This window comes from Streptomyces sp. NPDC091416 (assembly GCF_044756845.1).
In the GTDB taxonomy this organism is placed as follows: domain Bacteria; phylum Actinomycetota; class Actinomycetes; order Streptomycetales; family Streptomycetaceae; genus Streptomyces.
In genome coordinates, this window is sequence record NZ_JBIVTU010000001.1 from 1,215,906 (window position 1) to 1,233,688 (window position 17,783).

General features: G+C 72.4%; 16 protein-coding genes. 11 read left to right on the forward strand and 5 right to left on the reverse strand.

What is annotated here, in order from left to right; all coding sequences use genetic code 11:
* Positions 1 to 213: 213 nt before the first annotated feature.
* The 8 genes from ACIQMX_RS05425 to ACIQMX_RS05460 all read left to right on the forward strand — a co-directional run bounded on the left by ACIQMX_RS05425 (position 214) and on the right by ACIQMX_RS05460 (position 7,638).
* Positions 214 to 1,725 carry a sensor histidine kinase gene (locus ACIQMX_RS05425; RefSeq protein ID WP_402475109.1) on the forward strand — a complete coding sequence of 504 codons (1,512 nt, stop codon included), beginning with the start codon at positions 214 to 216 and terminating at the stop codon, positions 1,723 to 1,725.
* A complete protein-coding gene (locus tag ACIQMX_RS05430) occupies positions 1,722 to 2,150 on the forward strand; it encodes a roadblock/LC7 domain-containing protein (protein ID WP_363071039.1) in 429 nt (142 codons plus the stop codon). The genes ACIQMX_RS05425 and ACIQMX_RS05430 overlap by 4 nt, the downstream gene beginning before the upstream one ends.
* On the forward strand, positions 2,147 to 2,512 hold the full coding sequence (locus tag ACIQMX_RS05435) for a DUF742 domain-containing protein (protein ID WP_363071041.1): 366 nt from the start codon (positions 2,147 to 2,149) through the stop codon (positions 2,510 to 2,512). The genes ACIQMX_RS05430 and ACIQMX_RS05435 overlap by 4 nt, the downstream gene beginning before the upstream one ends.
* Positions 2,493 to 3,146, forward strand: a complete 654-nt coding sequence (locus ACIQMX_RS05440; protein WP_363071043.1) for an ATP/GTP-binding protein — start codon at positions 2,493 to 2,495, stop codon at positions 3,144 to 3,146. Before ACIQMX_RS05435 ends, ACIQMX_RS05440 begins: the two co-directional genes overlap by 20 nt.
* Positions 3,143 to 4,408, forward strand: coding sequence for a cytochrome P450 (locus ACIQMX_RS05445; RefSeq protein WP_363071045.1), 1,266 nt, complete (start codon positions 3,143 to 3,145; stop codon positions 4,406 to 4,408). The genes ACIQMX_RS05440 and ACIQMX_RS05445 overlap by 4 nt, the downstream gene beginning before the upstream one ends.
* The gene (locus ACIQMX_RS05450) at positions 4,405 to 5,613 is read left to right on the forward strand and encodes a cytochrome P450 (protein ID WP_402475113.1); all 1,209 of its coding nucleotides are present in this window, start codon (positions 4,405 to 4,407) and stop codon (positions 5,611 to 5,613) included. Before ACIQMX_RS05445 ends, ACIQMX_RS05450 begins: the two co-directional genes overlap by 4 nt.
* Positions 5,614 to 5,718: 105 nt before the next feature.
* Positions 5,719 to 6,837, forward strand: a complete 1,119-nt coding sequence (serC, locus tag ACIQMX_RS05455) for a phosphoserine transaminase (protein WP_363071049.1) — start codon at positions 5,719 to 5,721, stop codon at positions 6,835 to 6,837.
* A 171-nt stretch (positions 6,838 to 7,008) separates the two neighbouring features.
* Positions 7,009 to 7,638 carry a Uma2 family endonuclease gene (locus tag ACIQMX_RS05460; protein ID WP_402475116.1) on the forward strand — a complete coding sequence of 210 codons (630 nt, stop codon included), beginning with the start codon at positions 7,009 to 7,011 and terminating at the stop codon, positions 7,636 to 7,638.
* 39 nt (positions 7,639 to 7,677) lie between these two features.
* On the opposite strand, the gene ACIQMX_RS05465 is transcribed toward ACIQMX_RS05460, so the two are convergent.
* Both ACIQMX_RS05465 and ACIQMX_RS05470 read right to left on the reverse strand, forming a co-directional pair.
* Positions 7,678 to 8,187, reverse strand: coding sequence for a GNAT family N-acetyltransferase (locus tag ACIQMX_RS05465; RefSeq protein ID WP_402475119.1), 510 nt, complete (start codon positions 8,185 to 8,187; stop codon positions 7,678 to 7,680).
* A gap of 88 nt (positions 8,188 to 8,275) precedes the next feature.
* Positions 8,276 to 9,283 carry an NADP-dependent oxidoreductase gene (locus ACIQMX_RS05470; protein WP_402475120.1) on the reverse strand — a complete coding sequence of 336 codons (1,008 nt, stop codon included), beginning with the start codon at positions 9,281 to 9,283 and terminating at the stop codon, positions 8,276 to 8,278.
* Between the two features lie 101 nt (positions 9,284 to 9,384).
* Between ACIQMX_RS05470 and ACIQMX_RS05475 the strand changes: the two genes are divergently transcribed.
* From ACIQMX_RS05475 to ACIQMX_RS05485, 3 genes are all read left to right on the forward strand, one after another.
* Positions 9,385 to 10,299: a LysR family transcriptional regulator gene (locus ACIQMX_RS05475; RefSeq protein ID WP_402475123.1), complete on the forward strand. Its 915-nt coding sequence runs from the start codon at positions 9,385 to 9,387 to the stop codon at positions 10,297 to 10,299.
* Between the two features lie 195 nt (positions 10,300 to 10,494).
* Positions 10,495 to 10,890 carry a PPOX class F420-dependent oxidoreductase gene (locus tag ACIQMX_RS05480; RefSeq protein WP_363071059.1) on the forward strand — a complete coding sequence of 132 codons (396 nt, stop codon included), beginning with the start codon at positions 10,495 to 10,497 and terminating at the stop codon, positions 10,888 to 10,890.
* A 122-nt stretch (positions 10,891 to 11,012) separates the two neighbouring features.
* Positions 11,013 to 15,785, forward strand: a complete 4,773-nt coding sequence (locus ACIQMX_RS05485; RefSeq protein WP_402475126.1) for a CHAT domain-containing protein — start codon at positions 11,013 to 11,015, stop codon at positions 15,783 to 15,785.
* A gap of 15 nt (positions 15,786 to 15,800) precedes the next feature.
* Here the strand turns inward: ACIQMX_RS05485 and ACIQMX_RS05490 are convergent, their stop codons facing one another.
* From ACIQMX_RS05490 to ACIQMX_RS05500, 3 genes are all read right to left on the reverse strand, one after another.
* Complete coding sequence (locus ACIQMX_RS05490; RefSeq protein WP_363071063.1) at positions 15,801 to 15,968, reverse strand: hypothetical protein; 168 nt, start codon at positions 15,966 to 15,968, stop codon at positions 15,801 to 15,803.
* Positions 15,943 to 16,605 (reverse strand): DUF6338 family protein, encoded by a 663-nt coding sequence (locus tag ACIQMX_RS05495; protein WP_402475128.1) that lies wholly within the window; start codon positions 16,603 to 16,605, stop codon positions 15,943 to 15,945. The genes ACIQMX_RS05490 and ACIQMX_RS05495 overlap by 26 nt, the downstream gene beginning before the upstream one ends.
* Positions 16,606 to 16,740: 135 nt before the next feature.
* Complete coding sequence (locus ACIQMX_RS05500) at positions 16,741 to 17,742, reverse strand: WD40 repeat domain-containing protein (RefSeq protein ID WP_363071067.1); 1,002 nt, start codon at positions 17,740 to 17,742, stop codon at positions 16,741 to 16,743.
* Positions 17,743 to 17,783 lie beyond the last annotated feature (41 nt).

Consider the following 17,783-nt stretch of genomic DNA (forward strand, 5'->3'; position numbering starts at 1 on the left):
CGCCAATTACGTCAGTACGTCGGAATATGCCGGACTCACAAACACAAATGGAACAGAGAACGCCACAAGTTCTTCCCAAACAGATCGTCAATTCTCATATAGTGACTCAGACTTGTCTGGGAATCATGTGTTCCAGTTGTCGCATTTGATCACCGCAGTAACGACTAGTCCGAACCGTCCCATCCGTCACCGTCCGCTCCCCGAGGACTCCGCTTGCGCCCCTCAACCCGGCCGACCGCACTGGCCCTGCTGGTCACCGTGGCCCTCACCGGAACCCTGTGTCTGTGGGCGACCGCCGTCGCTCCCGACTCGGCCAGGACCGCAGTGGCCTGGGGGGCGAGCGCCGCCGCAGTGCTGCTCTCCGCCGCCGTCGCCACCGCCGTACACGCCCGCCTCACCGCGGCCCGGCTCCGCGAACTGCTCGCCGCCGAGACCGGCCGGTTCACCGCCGAGACCTCGCGGATGGTGTCGGCGTCCGCCGCCGACGCCCAGCGGTTCACCGCCGAGACCGCCAGAATGAAGGGCGCGGCAGCCGCCGAGACGGCCCGCGTCGCCAAGGAGGCCGCGGTCGCGGCCGAGCAGCTCGCCGTCGACAACGCCCGCCTCAAGGCCCGCGCCGCCCGCAGCGACACCGAGCGCTCCGCCGCCATCGCCGCCTGCGCCAACGCCGCCGGCCGCATGCAGGCCCTGGCCACCAGCATGCTCGCCGACCTGCGCGACATGGAGCACCGGCACTCCGCCGAGGACGTCCTGGGCGACCTGCTGCACCTGGACCACCGCACCGCCCAGGCGGGCCGGCTGGCCGACTCCATCGCCGTGCTGACCGGCGCCCGCTCCGGGCGCCGCTGGGCGAAGCCGATCGTGATGGAGTCCATCCTGCGCGGCGCGATGGGCCGGATCAGCGGATACCAGCGCATCCGTCTCCACTCGACCAGCGACGTCGCCATCGCCGGCCACGCGGCCGAGGGCGTCATGCACGCACTGGCCGAACTCCTCGACAACGCGGCGAACTTCTCGCCGCCCACGGCCGAGGTCCACGTGTACGTGGAAGAGGTCCCGGCCGGCATCGTGCTGACCGTCGAGGACAGCGGCCTGGTCATGAGCGACGTGCAGCTGCGCCGTGCGGAGCGGGCCGTCTCCGCGACCGACCAGGACCTGGCCGGCCTCTCCGGCACCCGCCTCGGCCTCGCCGTCGTCGGCCGCCTGGCCCGCAAGCACGGTCTCACCGTCTCGTTCCGGCCCTCCGCGCGCGGCGGCACGGGCGCGCTGATGATGCTCCCGCAGGAGATCATCACCCGCACCCCGATGCCGGCCCCCGAACCCGCCGCCGAACCGGCCTCTCCCGCCGCACCCGTCATCCCCGCCCCGCGCGAGCCCGAGCCGGTCCACGCCTCCGGCTCCGAGCGCACCGGCGCGTCCCCCGACGCGTCCGCCGACACGGCAGCCCGCTCCCAGGAGCCCCTGCGCTCGGACTCCGGATCGGACACCACCGGCGGCCTCCCCCGGTTCGGCGAGAGCGGCCTGCCCAAGCGCTCGCGCGGCCGCACTCTGGCCGCCGCCGAGTCCCGCGCACGGGCGGCCTCCGAAGCGTCGGAGGCCGAGACGGCCGACGGCTCCACCCCCCGGCCCCGTACGTCCGACGCCAAGGCCCAGGCAGCCCGCTTCAGCAGCTTCCGCCAGGCCGTACGGCCCAACTCCCCGCACCCGGAAGGCAACACCCGATGACCGCGACCACCGACGAGAAGCTCAACTGGCTGCTGGAGGGGCTCCTTGAGCGCACCCCCGGCGCCCGTCACGCCCTCGTGCTGTCCAGGGACGGCCTCAAGCTGTGCCGTACCCCCGAGCTCTCCGTCGACCAGGCGGACCAGCTGGCCGCGATCTCGGCCGGAATCCAGAGCCTCTCGCACGGCGCGTCCGTCGAGTTCGGTGACGGCACCGGCGGCGTACGCTCCGCGATGGCCGAGTTCTACGGCGGCGTGCTGTTCATCGTGGAGGCGGGAGCAGGCGCGCACCTCGCGGTCGTCGCCTCCGACACCGCGGACGTCGGCCTCGTCGGCCACAACATGAGCGAGCTCGTCGAGCAGCTCGGCGAGCACCTCGTCGCCCCGCCTCGCGAGCCCGCCCAGGCCACCGAAACCGCGACCGTATGACTCCCCGCCCCCGCCCCGGCCGGGACGACGACCCGGACCGGCTCTACACCCTCACCGGTGGCCGCAGCCGGTCCGATTCGGCCGCCTTCGACCTGGTGACGCTGGTCGTCTCCGAATGCGAGCCGGCCCCCGGCATGCAGTCGGAGCACGTCACGATCCTGCGGATGTGCGAACGGCCCACCGCCGTCGTGGAAATCGCCGCCGGACTGAACCTGCCCGTCAGCATCGTGCGCATCCTGCTGTGCGACCTGCTCGACACCGGCCGGATCAGCGCCCGCCACCCCCGTACCGCCCGTGTCGCGGACCGGCTCCCCGACCCCGACATCCTGGAACAGGTGCTCGTTGGACTCCGCAACCTCTGACCGTGCCGCCCTGCAGGCCACGGCCGACAACGGACTGAAAATAGTCGTCGTCGGCGGCTTCGGGGTCGGCAAGACCACCATGGTCCGATCCGTGAGCGAGATCCGTCCGCTCAACACGGAGGAGACGATGACCCGCGCGGGCGAGGCCGTCGACCACCTCGACGGGGTGCAGTCGAAGACGTCCACCACCGTCGCCTTCGACTTCGGCCGGATCACACTCGACGCCCGGTCCGTGCTGTACCTCTTCGGCGCACCCGGTCAGGAACGCTTCTGGTTCCTGTGGGACCGGCTGTTCTCCGGGACGCTGGGCGCCGTCGTCCTCGTCGACACCCGGCGCCTCGCCGACTCCTGGTACGCCATCGACCGCCTGGAGCACCACGGCACACCGTTCATCGTGGCGTGCAACGACTTCGGCGGCCCGCTCCACACCGAGCAGCAGATCCGCGAGGCGCTCGCCCTGTCGGACGACGTACCGCTCGTGGAGTGCGACGCCCGGGACCGGTCCTCCAGCAAGTACGTCCTGATCACGCTGGTGGAGCACCTCTACGCCCTCTCGCGGGGCACGGCCGTCTCCTCCGCCGCCGCCACCCGTCCGGAAACCGCTCCGGAGAAGACCCCGGAGCCCACCCCGTGACCCAGCCGCCAGAACCGCCCCCGGGCTGCCCCGCGCACGGCCGCGTACCGCTGTCCGGTCCGCGGTTCCAGACCGAACCCACCCAGCTGTACCGGGAGATGCGCCGCGACCACGGAGCCGTGGCGCCCATCGTCCTGGACGGCGACGTCCCGGCCTGGCTGATCCTCGGCTACCGCGAACTGCACCAGGTCACCAGCGACCCGGTGCTGTTCAGCCGCGACTCCGACCTCTGGAACCAGTGGGAGCACATCCCCGCCGACTGGCCGCTGCTGCCCATGATCGGCCGCAAGCAGCCCTCGATCCTCTACACGGTCGGCCCGCGGCACACCGAGCGCGCCCGGATGATCAGCAACGCCCTGGAGGCGGTCGACCCGTTCGCCCTCAAGCGGTACGCGGAGGAGTTCGCCGACGAACTGATCGACCGGTTCTGTTCCAAGGGCTCGGTCGACATCATCGCCGAGTACGCGATGCTGCTCCCCGCCCGCGTCCTGGCCAGGATCTACGGCGTCGGCGACGAGACCGGCGACGCGCTCGTCGGCTCGATCAACGACATGATCGACGGCCGCGAACGCGCCCTGGCCGGTCAGCAGCACCTCGGTACCTCCATGTTCCAGCTGCTGGCCGACAAGCACGCCGAACCCGGCGACGACGTCGCCACCCGGATGCTGGCCGACCCCGGCGGCTTCACGGACGAGGAGATCGCCCAGGACCTCATGGTCATGATGGCCGCCGGCCACCAGCCGACCGCGGACTGGATGGGCAACTCGCTGCGGCTGATGCTCACCGACGACCGGTTCGCCGCCTCGCTCTCCGGCGGCCGGCACAGCGTCGCCGAGGCCATGAACGAAGTCCTGTGGGAGGACACCCCGACGCAGAACGTCGCGGGCCGCTGGGCCTCGCGCGACACGCACCTCGGGGGCCGTCACATCCACTCGGGCGACCTGCTGCTCCTCGGCATCGCCGCCGCCAACGGCGACCCGCAGGTGCGCACCGACGGCTCCGCGCTCACCGGCGGCAACAACGCCTTCCTCTCCTTCGGCCACGGCGAGCACCGCTGCCCGTTCCCGGCCCAGGAGACCGCCGAGGTCATCGCGCGTACCGGCATCGAGGTCCTCCTGGACCGCCTCCCGGACATCGACCTGGACGTCCCCGCCGAGCAGCTCACCCGGCGCCCCTCCCCATGGCTGCGGGGCCTGACGGACCTGCCCGTCGCCTTCACGCCCACCCCCGCCACAGGCACCGCCCCCGGAGGCCAGATATGACCCGCATCGCCCTCGACCCGTTCGTCGCCGACCTCGACGGCGAGAGCGCCGCCCTGCGCGCGGCGGGACCGCTCGCCGAGGTGGAGCTGCCCGGCGGGGTGCACTGCTACGCCGTCACGCACCACGCGGAGGCCCGGCAGCTGCTGACCGACTCCCGGATCGTGAAGGACATCAACGTCTGGGGCGCCTGGCAGCGCGGCGAGATCCCCATGGACTGGCCGCTGATCGGCCTGGCCAACCCGGGCCGCTCGATGCTGACCGTCGACGGCGCCGACCACCGCCGGCTGCGCACGCTGGTGGCTCAGGCCCTCACCGTGAAGCGGGTCGAGCGGCTGCGCGAGGGCATCGAGGCGCTGACGACCGCGAGCCTGGACCGCCTGGCGGCCCTGCCCAAGGGCGAGAAGGTCGACCTGAAGGCCGAGTTCGCCTACCCGCTGCCGATGAACGTGATCAGCCAGCTGATGGGTGTCGACGGGGCGGACCACCCCCGCCTCAAGGAACTCTTCGAGAAGTTCTTCTCGACGCAGACGCCGCCGGAGGAGGTCCCGCAGATGATGGCGGACCTCGGCACGCTCTTCACGAAGATCGTCGACGCGAAGCGGGCCGAGCCCGGCGACGACCTGACCAGCGCCCTGATCGCGGCCTCCGAGGACGGCGACCACCTCACCAACGAGGAGATCGTCAACACCCTCCAGCTGATCATCGCGGCGGGCCACGAGACGACGATCAGCCTGATCGTGAACGCCGTCGTCGCCCTGGAGACCCACCCCGAGCAGCGCAAGCAGGTCCTGTCCGGCGAGCTGCCGTGGGAGAACGTGATCGAGGAGACCCTGCGCTGGAACACCCCGACCTCGCACGTCCTGATCCGTTTCGCGACGGAGGACGTGGCCGTCGGGGAGAAGGTCCTGCCCAAGGGCGAGGCCCTGATCGTGTCCTTCGGGGCGCTGGGCCGGGACGAGGCGCAGTACGGCCCGACGGCCGGTGAGTTCGACGCGGCCCGCACCCCCAACCGCCACATCGCCTTCGGCCACGGCCCGCACGTCTGCCCGGGCGCGGCCCTGTCCCGCCTGGAGGCGGGCGTCGCGCTGCCCGCCCTGTACGAGCGCTTCCCGGAGCTGGAGCTGGCCGTACCGGCCTCCGAGCTGCGGAACAAGCCGATCGTCACCCAGAACGACCTGTTCGACCTCCCGGTCGAGCTCGGCTGACCCGGGCTCGTACGGACGTACCTCCAAGGTCCACGCGTCGGATCCCCTGTCTCATCCGACGGACAGGGTGCGTAGCCGCTCCACCGAGCGGCTACGCTCCGACTCGTGGCCGACATCCAGATTCCCGCTGACATCAAGCCCGCCGACGGACGCTTCGGCGCCGGTCCTTCCAAGGTGCGGACGGAGGCGCTCGACGCGCTGGCCGCCACCGGTACGTCTCTGCTCGGTACCTCCCACCGCCAGGCTCCGGTGAAGAACCTGGTCGGCGCGGTACGTGACGGCGTGCGCGACCTCTTCTCCCTCCCCGAGGGCTACGAGGTGATCCTGGGCAACGGCGGCTCCACCGCCTTCTGGGACATCGCGACGCACGGTCTGATCGAGTCGAAGTCCCAGCACCTCAACTTCGGCGAGTTCTCGTCGAAGTTCGCGAAGGCCGCCAAGCTCGCCCCGTGGCTGGCCGACCCGACCGTCATCGCCTCCGACCCGGGCACCCACCCGGACCCGGAGGCCGAGGCGGGCGTCGACGTCTACGCCTTCACGCACAACGAGACCTCCACCGGTGTCGCCGCGCCCGTCAAGCGCGTCGCGGGTGCCGACGAGGGCTCCCTGGTCCTGGTGGACGCCACCTCCGGAGCGGGCGGCCTGCCGGTCGACATCGCCGAGACGGACGTCTACTACTTCGCCCCGCAGAAGTCCTTCGCCTCCGACGGCGGCCTGTGGATCGGCGTCTTCTCCCCGGCGGCCCTGGAGCGCGCGGCGCGCGTCCACGCCTCGGGCCGGCACATCCCGGAGTTCTTCTCGCTGCCGACGGCGATCGACAACTCCCTGAAGAACCAGACGTACAACACCCCGGCGCTCGCGACGCTGTTCCTGCTGAACGAGCAGCTGACCTGGATGAACACCCAGGGCGGCCTGGAGTTCACCACCGGCCGCACGGCCGCCTCCTCCGGCCACCTGTACGGCTGGGCCGAGGAGTCGAAGTACGCGACCCCGTTCGTCACGGACCCGGCGAAGCGCTCGCAGGTGATCGGCACGATCGACTTCGCGGACGAGATCGACGCGACGGCCGTCGCCAAGGCGCTGCGCGCCAACGGCATCGTCGACACGGAGCCGTACCGCAAGCTGGGCCGCAACCAGCTGCGCGTGGCGATGTTCCCGGCGATCGACCCGTCGGACGTGCAGGCGCTGACGGCGTGCATCGACTACGTGATCGAGAAGCTGTAACGCCTCCGTATCCGACAACCTCCGCACCCCGGAAACGGCCCTGCGCGCACGCCCGTGCGCGCAGGGCCGTTTCTGCTTCACTCGCCCGAGTGGCATATGCCGGAACCGGGGCCTGCGGCCGTACCGTCCTACGATGATGTTCTCGACACCAGCCGTTCCAGGAGGCCCGCAATGTCTGCAGCAGCAGTCGAGCACCCCTGTGAAGACGAGCCGGAGCTGTCGTTGCTCGAAGAGGCCAACGGGCTCGCGGAGCAGCTTCCCGGACGTCGCGTCGAGATCATCGGAGGCGTCATCACCGTGGCCCCACTTCCGGACGGCCCGCACGCCCGCGCCTTGACCAAGCTCATGCGACCATTCATCGCGGCAGGACTCGACGACGGGGACTCGGCAGTCCTCCAGGGCATCGGCCTCTGGCTGCCGGGCGGCCCCGAGGACTACGCGATCCCCGACCTCGCCCTCGTCGACGCCGATCTCGACGAGCACAGACTCGAGAACAACTGCTACGACCCGGCCGTCTTCCGCCTCGTCCTGGAGGTCACCTCCAGCAACTACAGAGGCGACCTGCGCCACAAGGTCGCCACGTACGCCGAGGCCAAGATCCCCGTCTACGTGATCCTGGACCGCAAGCACGGACGGGTCCACGTCCTGACCGAACCGGTCGGCGGCACGTACGACCGCCACGAGGTCTACGCCCCCGGCCAGGAGGCCCCGCTCCCCGACTCGATCGGCGCCGCGGTCGTGCTCGACGTCGCGGAACTCATCAAGGCCGGCCGGCCGAAACCGACCCCGTCCGACGACTGAGGGCGCGACGCCCGTCCGACGACTGAGGGCGCGTGACGCTCACCGCTCGCCCAGCCGCCACCGCTCCTCCCCGTCCTCCCACTCGCCGCTCCGCACCAGCCCCGCCGCCGCTGCCACCGCGGCCGACGCCGCATGGTCGGGGTGCACGTGGGCGATGACCGTACGGACCGCTCCCCCGCCCCTCAGATGCGCGACCAGACCGGCCGCCGCCTCCTTCGCGTACCCCCGTCCCTGCCACTCGGCCCCGGTCACCCAGGCGATCTCCGCCACCGGTCCGCGTACCGTCGCCTGCACGTAGCCCGCGAGGCGGCCCTCGTCCCGGATCCGCAGCACCCAGTTCCACCACAGCTCGTCCGGGTCCGGGGATCCCGCGGTCTGCCGCTCGTAGCGGGCCCGCAGTTCCTCGGCCGACTCCGGGGCGCCGCCCGTGAACGTGTGCAGGGCCGGGTCGGCGAGCACGGTCGCCATCTCGTCCGCGTACTCCACCCGCAGGGGCTCGGCGTCGAGGCGGGCGGTGGCGAAGGGCGCGGGCCCGTGGTTCGTCGTCATAGGGCGACGAGCCTACGCCGGGACCCGTCGCCGCCCGCGAGACGCTCGTGTCCCCCTGCGGCTGACGCACCCCGTCATGGCCCGGAGGTCATGAGACGTCCGCCCCGGCCGCCCGCACGATGATCTTGCCCTGGTTCTCGCCCCGCAGCATCCCCAGGAACCCGTCCACGATGCCGCCGAAGCCGTCGACCACGGTCTCGTCGAGCGTGACGCGGCCACTCTGCAGATGCGGCACGACGAACTCGTACAACTCCTCCTGGACGTGCTGGTAGTCACGGACCAGGAAGCCCTCCATGCGCAGGCTCTTCTCGACGATGTCGGGAAGGTTGCGCAGGGCGTAGGGAGTGCCGGTGCTGTTGTACTGGGCGATCGTGCCGATCCGCACGATCCGTCCGTGGTCACGCAGCGACGAGATCGCCGCTTCGAGGTGCTCGCCGCCGACGTTGTCCATGTAGAGGTCGATCCCGCCGGGCGCCGCCTCGGCGAGCAGCCCGGCCACCGGGCCCGAGTGGTAGTCGAAGACCTCGTCGTAGCCGACGTGTTCGGTCAGGTACGCGGCCTTGGCCGCCCTGCCCGCGCTGCCGACCAGCCGTCCGGCGCCCATCAGCCGGGCGAGCCGCCCGGTGGCCGTGCCCACACCGCCGGCCGCTGCCGAGACGAACAGGTCCTGCCCTTCGCGGAGTTCGGCGATGCGGGTGAGACCGACGTAGGCGGTCAGGCCGGTGCCACCGAGGATGCTCAGGTGCGCGGAGAGCGGCACGCCGTCGAAGTGGGGAAGGGTACGCGCTTGTTCGCGGGTGACGACCGTGTGGGTGCGCCAGCCCTGCCGGTGGAAGACGATCTCGCCCTCGCGGAGCCCCGGATCACGGGATTCCACGACCCGGCCGATGGAGCGGCCCTCCAGGGGTGCGTTCAGCGCGAAGTCGCCGTCCATCATCTCCCGGTGGTAGGGGTCCACCGACCAGTACAGGTTCTCCACCAGCGCCGTTCCCGGGCCGGGTCGCGGCATCGGGGACTCGACGAAGGCGAAGTGGCCGGGGGTGGGGAAGCCGTGGGGGCGGGCGGTCTGGTGCACGGTGAGCGTCGTCTCGGTCATGGCGGTGACCGTACGGAGGAATGCGCGGGCCGGGCAGAGGGTTGCGCTCATGGAACGGCCCGGTCCATGAAGGGCCCTCATAGAAGCAGGTGGGACCCCCTATGGCAGCCGCAGCCCCCACAGCGACCGCGCTCACAGCGGCTGCCGCCACCGACCTCGCCCCGCACGAGCTCCGCATCCTCGTGGCGGTCGACAGCGAGCGCGGGTTCTCGGCGGCCGCCAGGCTCCTCGGACTGACCCAGTCCGCGGTCTCGCACTCCATACGTGGCACGGAACGCAAGATCGGGGCGGTCCTCTTCGAGCGGGGCCGCAAGGGCGCGACACCCACCGCGGCCGGTGCCATCGCCGCCGCCCACGCGCGCCGGGTCCTGCGGCTCCTGGACACCCTGGCAGCAGAGGCCCGCGGGGCCGAGCGGGACACGGTCACCGGCCCGCTGCGCATCGCCGCCTTCCGCAGTGCCGCCCTCTACCTGCTGCCGCCCGTACTGGAACGCCTCACCGCCCGCCATCCCGGCATCGAACCGGAGGTGCACGTCGTCCGCGAGCTCGGCGCGGGCACGGCCGGCGAGGTCGCCGAGGGTCGCGCGGACGTGGGTATCGCAACGATGGGCGCCGCTTCGCCCGTGCCCGCCGGGCTGATCGGCGACGTACTCGTCGAGGAGCCGTACTCACTCGTGCACCCGGCCGGCCACCCCGCCCCACGCTCCCTGCCGCTGGTGGACTGGCACGAGCACTGCGGCTCCTACACCCGCCAGTGGTGGGCCGGGCAGGACTGGATTCCGAAGGCGACCGTCCTGACCGAGGACGACGGAGCAGTGCTCTCTCTGGTGAGCAGGGGCCTCGGGATGGCGATCATGCCCGCGCTCTCGCTGAACGAAGCACCGGACACCGTCGAGATCACCGATCTCGGACCAGAGCGCCCGACCCGTTCCGTCGGCTACGTCACCACCCCGGAGCTGGCCGCCAGTGTCTCCGTCCGCGCCCTGATCCGCGAGCTCAGAGCGGCCCGTCAGTGACGCCGGTGCCGAACATGAGCGGACCGGGAGCAGCGCCCGCCGGCTTCGCCGCCCTCCAGCGGCACGGCCGCGGCCTCGCGAAGTCACTCAGCGCTCCACGACGGCGGCGAGAGCTGCGCGAGAGCACGGCCGAAACGCTCGTCCCGCACCGCCCGCGCAGATGACACGACGGCGTGGCAGCGGACCATGGAAGGTATGGAGACGGTCACCGAGCTGAAGCCGTTCGTGAGGCAGTACGCCGTGCTGCTCAGCACCCGGCGGCAGGACGGCACGCACGCGCACACGCCCGTCAACATCGCCGTCGAGGGCGACCACGCCTACATCCGTACGTTCTCCTCCGCGTGGAAGGTGGAGCGGATGCGCAACCACCCCGTCGTGATGGTCGGCCCGTGCACGCTGCGCGGGCGCCCGACGGGACCGCAGATCACCGCGCACGCCCGCCTCCTCCAGGCCGGTTCGAAGGAGAACACGCACGCCGCCCGGATGCTGTCCCGCAAGCACCCGGTCGTGCAGGGCGTCCTCGTCCCGCTCGCACACAGGATCAAGCGGGACCGGACCCTGCACTACGAGATCCGGCCGATCGACGCCTGAATCCCCGCTCAACTCACACCGCCACTCGGTAGGTTGATCCCGTTGCCGGCCGACGGGGGAGCGATGACGCAGCAGAGGAACACCGTGGCACCGGCCGCGGCCGCCGGCCACCGGCTCCCCGCGTGAGCGCCGAGAGCGCCGCCCGCCGCATCCTCCAGCAGGTCGAACACGCGGAGGTCGAGCAGCGCGTGCTGGAATGGTTCCTCGGACCGCAGGCCCTGGCGGCGGCCGACGAGGTACGCGGCAACATCACCCTGCCGGACGGAAGCGTGTGGGGCCTCGGGGCACTGGCCCTCGGTTACGCCGACTGGTTCCGCTACCTCGCGGGGAACGAGAGCGATCCGGGCGCGCTCGGTGCCGCGCTGCTGTGGTTCGTCGCGGTGTACGAGCAGGACCCGGAGCAGGTGCCTCCCGGGCTGCGACCGCTGTTCGCCACCCTGGCCGGCGAACCGGACGGCGCCGCGACCGAGCCCGGTCTCGCGTACCACGCCGCCATCGGCATGACGCTGCTCTTCCAGCACAGCCGCCACCCCGCAGCCCTCCCTCTCGCCGAGACCCTGCTGCGGCACGCCGCCACCGCGTTCGGCGAGGGCAGCCTCGAACAGGGCATCTGCCTGTCGGACCTGGGACTCGTCCTCTTCTACGGATTCCATGACGGCGCCGGACACCAGGCGCTCTCCGACGCCGTCACCGCGGGCCGCGCGGCCGTGGTCTGCGCCCCCGGCGTCCGGGACGAACAGGCCCGCAGGCACGGCAATCTGGGGCACACCCTCCGGCACTGGGCCGAGACGAACGCGGATCCGGTCGCGATGCGCGAGGCGGTCGCCGAGCTGCGCAAGGCGGCGGAGCTCACCACCTGGAACGACCCCAACCGCCCGCAGCACGGCGCCACCCTCGGCTCCGCGCTGTGCGGTGCCGCCCGGCTCGTGAGCGATCCCGCGCTGCGCGCCGAGGGCATCGCCCTGCTGCGCGACGCCCTTGCGGAGCCGGACGCCGCACTGACCAGCCGGGCCGCGTTCCTCTCCGACCTGGGTGTCGCGCTCGTCCTGGGGTCCCTGGAGGACGGAGGCGGCGCGCAGCCGTACACGGAGGGCATCGCCCTGTGCCGCGAGGCAGCCGACACGGCCCCCAACGCGGTCGAGCGGACCGTGTACCTCACCAACCTCGGCCTGCTGCTGGCCGGTCATGCCTCGGAGAGCGACGACCGCGGCGCCCTGGACGACGCCCATCAGGTCGCCCGGGACGCCCTCGACGGCGCACCGGCCGGGCATCCGGTGTACGCCCAGACGCACTGGACGCTCTCGAAGGTGCTGAACGCCCGGCACATGAAGGGAGGCAGGCCGGAAGACCTGGAGGAGGCCCTGGTCCACGCCCGGCGGGGAACGGAGTGCGTCCTGGCCGACGACCTCACCCGACGGGTTCTCCACGCCACCGGATGGGCCGACCTGCTGGTCAAGCGCGCCACCCTGCGCGGTGGGGCCACCGGGTCCGGGGAGCTCCACGACGCGACCGGCGTGCTCCGGGTCCTCGCCGGAGACCTTCCGGCCCGCTCGGCCGGGCGCGGGCGGGTCCTGCTGGCGCTCGGGCGCTGCCTCCTCGTGTCGGGCGACGACGACAGCGACGACGAGGCCGTCGACACGTTCCGCAAATGCCTCGCCCTGCCTTCCCCGGCCGACGGCTTCGAGGCCACCGCACGCTTCGCCCTCGGGGCGGCGCTGGCCGGCCGTGCCGGTGCGGACGCCGACGCCTGGCAGCAGGGCGCCGAGGAGATGCGCCGGGCGCTCGGCCTCTTCCCGGCCGGTGATCCCGGGTACTGGGAATGCCACGCGGAGTACGCGAAGGCCCTCCTGGAACGGGGCGACGCGACGAGCGGCGTCGAGCTGTACGAGGAAGCGGTCCGCCTCATGCGCGAGGAGGTGGAGAGCGCCCCGTTCTCGCGCACCCAACGCGCCTTGTCCTGGTCGAACATCGGCCTCGGGCTGAGGGGCATCGCCCTGCACACCGGCCGCTCCGAGCTCTTCACCGACGTGGTGGCGGCCCATCGCGAAGCCGTCGCCCTTTCACCGGCGGAGGACTTCCTCCATGTGCACGTACTCATGTGCCTGGGTGAAGCCCTGCTGTCCCTCGCCGAGTTCCGCTCGGACTCCGAGGCCATGGGCGAGGGCATCGAGGTGCTGCGCGCGGCCGTGGCCGCCTCGGACGAGGACACCTACGACGGGGCCTCCTGCCGGTCGGCCCTCGGAGAAGCCCTGCGCAACCTCGCCCGTCTCGCCTCCGACCCCCTCCCGCTGGAGGAGTCCGTCCGGTGGCACCGGGAGGCACTCGTGATGACGCCGGGACCCCCCGCGGCCATGGGGCTGCTCGGGCTCGCGAACAGCCTGGCGGCCCTCTACCGCTACACCCGCGACGAACGGCACAGCGCCGAAGCGATCCATCACTTCCGTGCCGCCCTGACCGCCTCGCCGCCCGCAACCGCCGAGGTACGGGCCGGCATCCTCACCAGCCTGGGCCACATCCAGTGGAGCGTGGCCCGCAACACCGGCGACGAACCTCTCATGGACACCGCCGTCGACACGCTGCGCACGGCCGTTTCCCAAGCCTCCCGGACGCGCGTCAGCATGGCGCTCACCAACCTGGGCAGCGCGCTCATGGACCGCAGCCGGCGCACCGGCAACCGGTCCTGGATGGCCGAGGCCGTGACCGTGCTGCGCCGCGCGGTCCAGGACAGCCTGCCGTCGGCCATGGACCGTCCCCTGCACCTGAACAACCTCGCCGAAGCGCTCCGCCACTCGGCCGCGCTCATCGGCGACACATCGGCCACCGACGAGGCGATCGCGCTCCTGCGGGCGGCGATGGCCGGCGGCCACGGCGACGTCGTGGGCGCCGAACTGGCCGCGATCAACCTGGGAGACCTGCTGCTCGACCGCGCACGGGCCAACGAGGACCGCCACATGGCCGATGAGGCCCGGCGCATCCTCGAGGAGGCGGTGGGCCGGCTCGGGAAGGAGCACCCCACGCGCCCCTTCGCCCTGCAGAAGCTGACGCTGGCCTGTCACCTGGTCTCCCACCTGGCCGAGGAGACCTCGGTGGAGACGTCCCGGCAGGCCCTGCACCGCGCGGCTGCCACCGCCCGGGAATCCCTCGCCTGCACGCCCGCAGGGGACCCCGATTACGCGACGTCCCAACTCATGCTGGCCGCGGCACAGCTGGACCGGGCGGCCCTGGGAGACGAGGTCGACCTGGCGGAAGTGGTCCGCCTCGCCCGCGGCTGCGCACGGAGTCCGGCCGGCCACAGTACGTCCCGGCTCCAGGCCTCCCGCGTCTGGGGGCTGGCGTCGATGAAGGCGGGTGACCGCGCGGAGGCCCTGGAAGGGTACGCGTACGGCGTCGGCCTGCTGCCCGGGATCGCCCCGCGCGGCCTGGGCCGGGCCGACCAGGAAGCGCGGCTGAGCGGCAGCGACGGCATGGCGAGCGACGCCGCCGCCCTGGCCCTCGAAGCGGGTGACGCGGACCGCGCCCTCGCCCTCCTCGAACAGGGGCGGGGCGTGCTGCTGGGCCAGGGCCTGGAGAACCGGGCCGACGTGTCGCGGCTGCGTGACCTCGACCCCGCCCGCGCGGCCGAGTTCGAGCGGATCCGCGACGAGCTGAGCGCGCCGCCCCCGCTCTCCCGCGCCCACGACGCCGCACAGGACGCGAGCCTGCTCGCCGAGACCCGGCACGCCCTGGCCCTCCGCTGGGACGGCCTCATCGCGGAGGTACGGGAGCTGCCCGGCCTGGAGAACTTCCTGCGCCCGCCCTCCGTACCGGAACTGGTCGCAGCCGCCGCGGAGGGACCCGTCGTGGTCGTCAACGTCAGCCTCTACCGCTGCGACGCCCTGGTCGTGACGGCCGGCGCCGGGATCGCCGTGGTCCCGCTGCCCGGCCTCACCCTGGACGCGACCGTGACGCGGGCGGCGGAGTTCGTCAACGGCATGGAGACGGCGTACGGCGGGAACGGAGTCGACGAGGCCGTCGCCATGATGCGCACGCTGTCCGGAACCCTCGGCTGGCTCTGGGACACGATCGCCGCGCCGGTCCTCGGCCACCTCGGACTGGACACCGAACCGGGTGACGGGGAGCCCTGGCCCCGGCTGTGGTGGTGCCCGACCGGCTGGCTGTCCTTCCTGCCGCTGCACGCGGCCGGGCGCGGCACGCCGGACTCCGGCACCTGGGTCATGGACCGGGCCGTCTCCTCGTACACCCCGACCCTGCGCGCCCTGGTCCGGGCCCGCGCCGGCCTCCTCACGGCCGCCCCCGCCGCCCCGCCGGCGCCCCTGGTCGTCGCGCTCGCCGACACGCCGGGGGCTGCGCCCCTGCCCGGCGTCGCCCGGGAGGCGAAGCTGCTCGCGGAACTGTTCCCCGGGGCGCGGCTGATGGCCGGGCCCGACGCCACGGTGGACGCGGTCGGCGGCGTACTCGACGCCCACCCGTGGGTCCACTTCAGCTGCCACGGCGTCAGCGAGCTGCTCGACCCGTCGCAGAGCGGCCTCGTCCTGTACGACGGCCGGCTCACCGTGTCCGACGTCGCCACCCGGCGCCCGCGGAACCCGGAACTCGCCATGCTGTCCGCCTGCTCCGCGTCCCAGGGCGGCGCCGAGCTGTCGGACGAGGCGGTCCAGCTGTCCTCGTCCTTCCAACTGGCCGGATACCCGCATGTGATCGGGACCCTGTGGCCCATCGCCGACAAGCTGGCGACGCACCTCACCGAGGAGTTCTACACCGCGCTCGCCGAGGACATCGCCCGGGGCGGCCGCATCGATCCGGCCGCCGCCCTGCACCGCCCGGTCAGGGCCCTGCGCGACCGCTACACCCAGGCCCCGCACCTGTGGGCGGCGCACATCCACACGGGCCCGTGAGACGGTCCGGACCGCTCAGGGCGCCTCCGGCTCCGCGCTCTCCCCCATCGCCGTGCCGGACGGCCCCTGCGGCAGCTCGTCCGGTTCGGCCATGCCATCGGCGGGCCGATAGGTCCTGCGTGAGGAGAACTCCTCCACCAGGGCCGCCAGTCCGGCCTCACTGTCCTTCTCCTGATCGCCCATCACCCTCCGTCCTCCGGGCCGCCGCCCCCGCGGACGGCGGCAGCAGCACCTCCAGCACTTCTATGTCGCCCGCCCGCACGTACACACCCGCGGTGCCGGGCACCCTCCCGAGGAAACTGCCGTCGGGACCCACCCGGTACTGGGCCTGCAGATAGAGATCGCCGCTCTGCGGATACGCCGAGACGGCCGACGCCGACCCCAGCCAACCGCCCACCCACAGACCGCTCTTGAGGCGTACGCGGACGAAACAGGACGCCCGCCCCCGGAAGAGCGCGTCCCACGCGGTGGGCATCGGCTCGTACCGCGCCCGCGCGTGCCGCCGTCGCCACACCGCCTCCGCCCAGGCCAGCGCGGACGGCACGGCGACGATCAGGAGCAGCGCGGCAAGTCCGGCCCCGCGCGGATCCCGCAGCACCCCGGCGAACGGCCCGTCCCCGTCACCGGCCAGCAGCCCCACCAGCCACGGCCCCGCGACCACCGCGTACACGGCGTCCAGCAGGGCCCCGGCGGCGATGGCGCGCACGAGGCGGTTCTGCGGCTCCTGCTCGGTGGCGAGAGGCCCGCGCAGCCGTTCCCGCACGGCCTGGTAGAAGACGCCGGGCAGCACGAGGATCAGCAGGATCGTCAGCTGCTGCACTGTCCCCGGAACCATCGTGGTGCCGCACCCCCGTGCTCTGCTCCGTGCGTCCGCCCTGCCCCTGCCGCCTCAGGATGACGCAGCGGAAGGCCCCGCGTCCCGGCCTGTGGAAAACCCGCCCGCCCGGACGGACCCTCACCCCTGCCGGCGCCGCCTCCCCAGGAACAGCAGCAGCCCGATCCCGGCCAGCACGGCGATCCCGGTCAGCGTCGTGCCCTTGACGGGCACCCCGGCCCCGTCCGCCGTGCTGCCCGCCCCGGCGGACGACGGCGACGTGCCGCCGGCCCGGGCGGGCCCGTCGCCCCCGCCGCTCTTCAGGTCCACCCGCACCACATCGCTCCGCTCGCCCTCGGAGCCGTACATCAGCGCCGATCCGTCCGCCGTGTACGTCACCGACTCCGACTGCCCGAGCAGCGGGGACTCGACCGGGTAGTCCTTGCCGAGCCGGCCGTTCGCGAAGGCGTAACCGCGCGCGCTGAAGTACGAGCGCAGCACCAGTTCCCTGCCGTCCGGCGAGAACGCCCCGTCCGTCACCCACGGCACCTCCCCGACCCGCCGGAACACGTTGTCCCCGCCGGTCGTGAGCTTCGCGGGCCCTTCGTACAGCCCGCCGCCGTCCTCGTTCTTCGACGCGATGTAGACCCGGCCCGTCTTCGGGTGGACCATCAGCGCCTCGGCGTTGCGCGCGCCGTCGGCGTACTTCACGTCGAACTGCGTGGCCCTGACCACCTGGTCCCGGAGCTCCTTCGGCTCGGGGAAGCGGTAGATCCAGACGTGGTCCCAGCTGCCGTTCAGGTTGTCGCCGATGTCACCGACGTACAGGTTCCCGTCGGGACCCAGCGAGATCGCCTCCACGTCCCGGGGCGCGCCCACGCCCTTCATGGTGATCCGGGCGACGGTCCTGCCGGTGCGGGAGTCGACGGCGAAGACGTACGGCCCGTCGTCGCTGTCGTTGTGCGTCCAGTAGATCCCCGGGTGGGCGCGGCTGGCGGCCAGGCCGCTGGACTCGGTGATCCGCGGGTCCTCGATCGTGAAGCTCCGGTCGGCATCCCCGTCCTCGGCCACGGCAGGAGCCGTCGCGGCGAGGCACAACAGCGCGGCGGCGGCAGCGGAAACGGTCAGTCGGTACGAACGCATGGCACAAGTGTCCATCGTCACGTCGCAGGCCGGAGTCATGA

Coding starts and splice junctions, on each gene's coding strand:
- ACIQMX_RS05430 (WP_363071039.1), top strand. CDS start 1,722: ATGACCGCGACCACCGACGAGAAGCTCAACTGGCTGCTGGAGGGGCTC.
- ACIQMX_RS05435 (WP_363071041.1), top strand. CDS start 2,147: ATGACTCCCCGCCCCCGCCCCGGCCGGGACGACGACCCGGACCGGCTC.
- ACIQMX_RS05450 (WP_402475113.1), top strand. CDS start 4,405: ATGACCCGCATCGCCCTCGACCCGTTCGTCGCCGACCTCGACGGCGAG.
- ACIQMX_RS05460 (WP_402475116.1), top strand. CDS start 7,009: ATGTCTGCAGCAGCAGTCGAGCACCCCTGTGAAGACGAGCCGGAGCTG.
- ACIQMX_RS05465 (WP_402475119.1), bottom strand. CDS start 8,187: ATGACGACGAACCACGGGCCCGCGCCCTTCGCCACCGCCCGCCTCGAC.
- ACIQMX_RS05470 (WP_402475120.1), bottom strand. CDS start 9,283: ATGACCGAGACGACGCTCACCGTGCACCAGACCGCCCGCCCCCACGGC.
- ACIQMX_RS05475 (WP_402475123.1), top strand. CDS start 9,385: ATGGCAGCCGCAGCCCCCACAGCGACCGCGCTCACAGCGGCTGCCGCC.
- ACIQMX_RS05480 (WP_363071059.1), top strand. CDS start 10,495: ATGGAGACGGTCACCGAGCTGAAGCCGTTCGTGAGGCAGTACGCCGTG.
- ACIQMX_RS05490 (WP_363071063.1), bottom strand. CDS start 15,968: ATGGGCGATCAGGAGAAGGACAGTGAGGCCGGACTGGCGGCCCTGGTG.
- ACIQMX_RS05500 (WP_363071067.1), bottom strand. CDS start 17,742: ATGCGTTCGTACCGACTGACCGTTTCCGCTGCCGCCGCCGCGCTGTTG.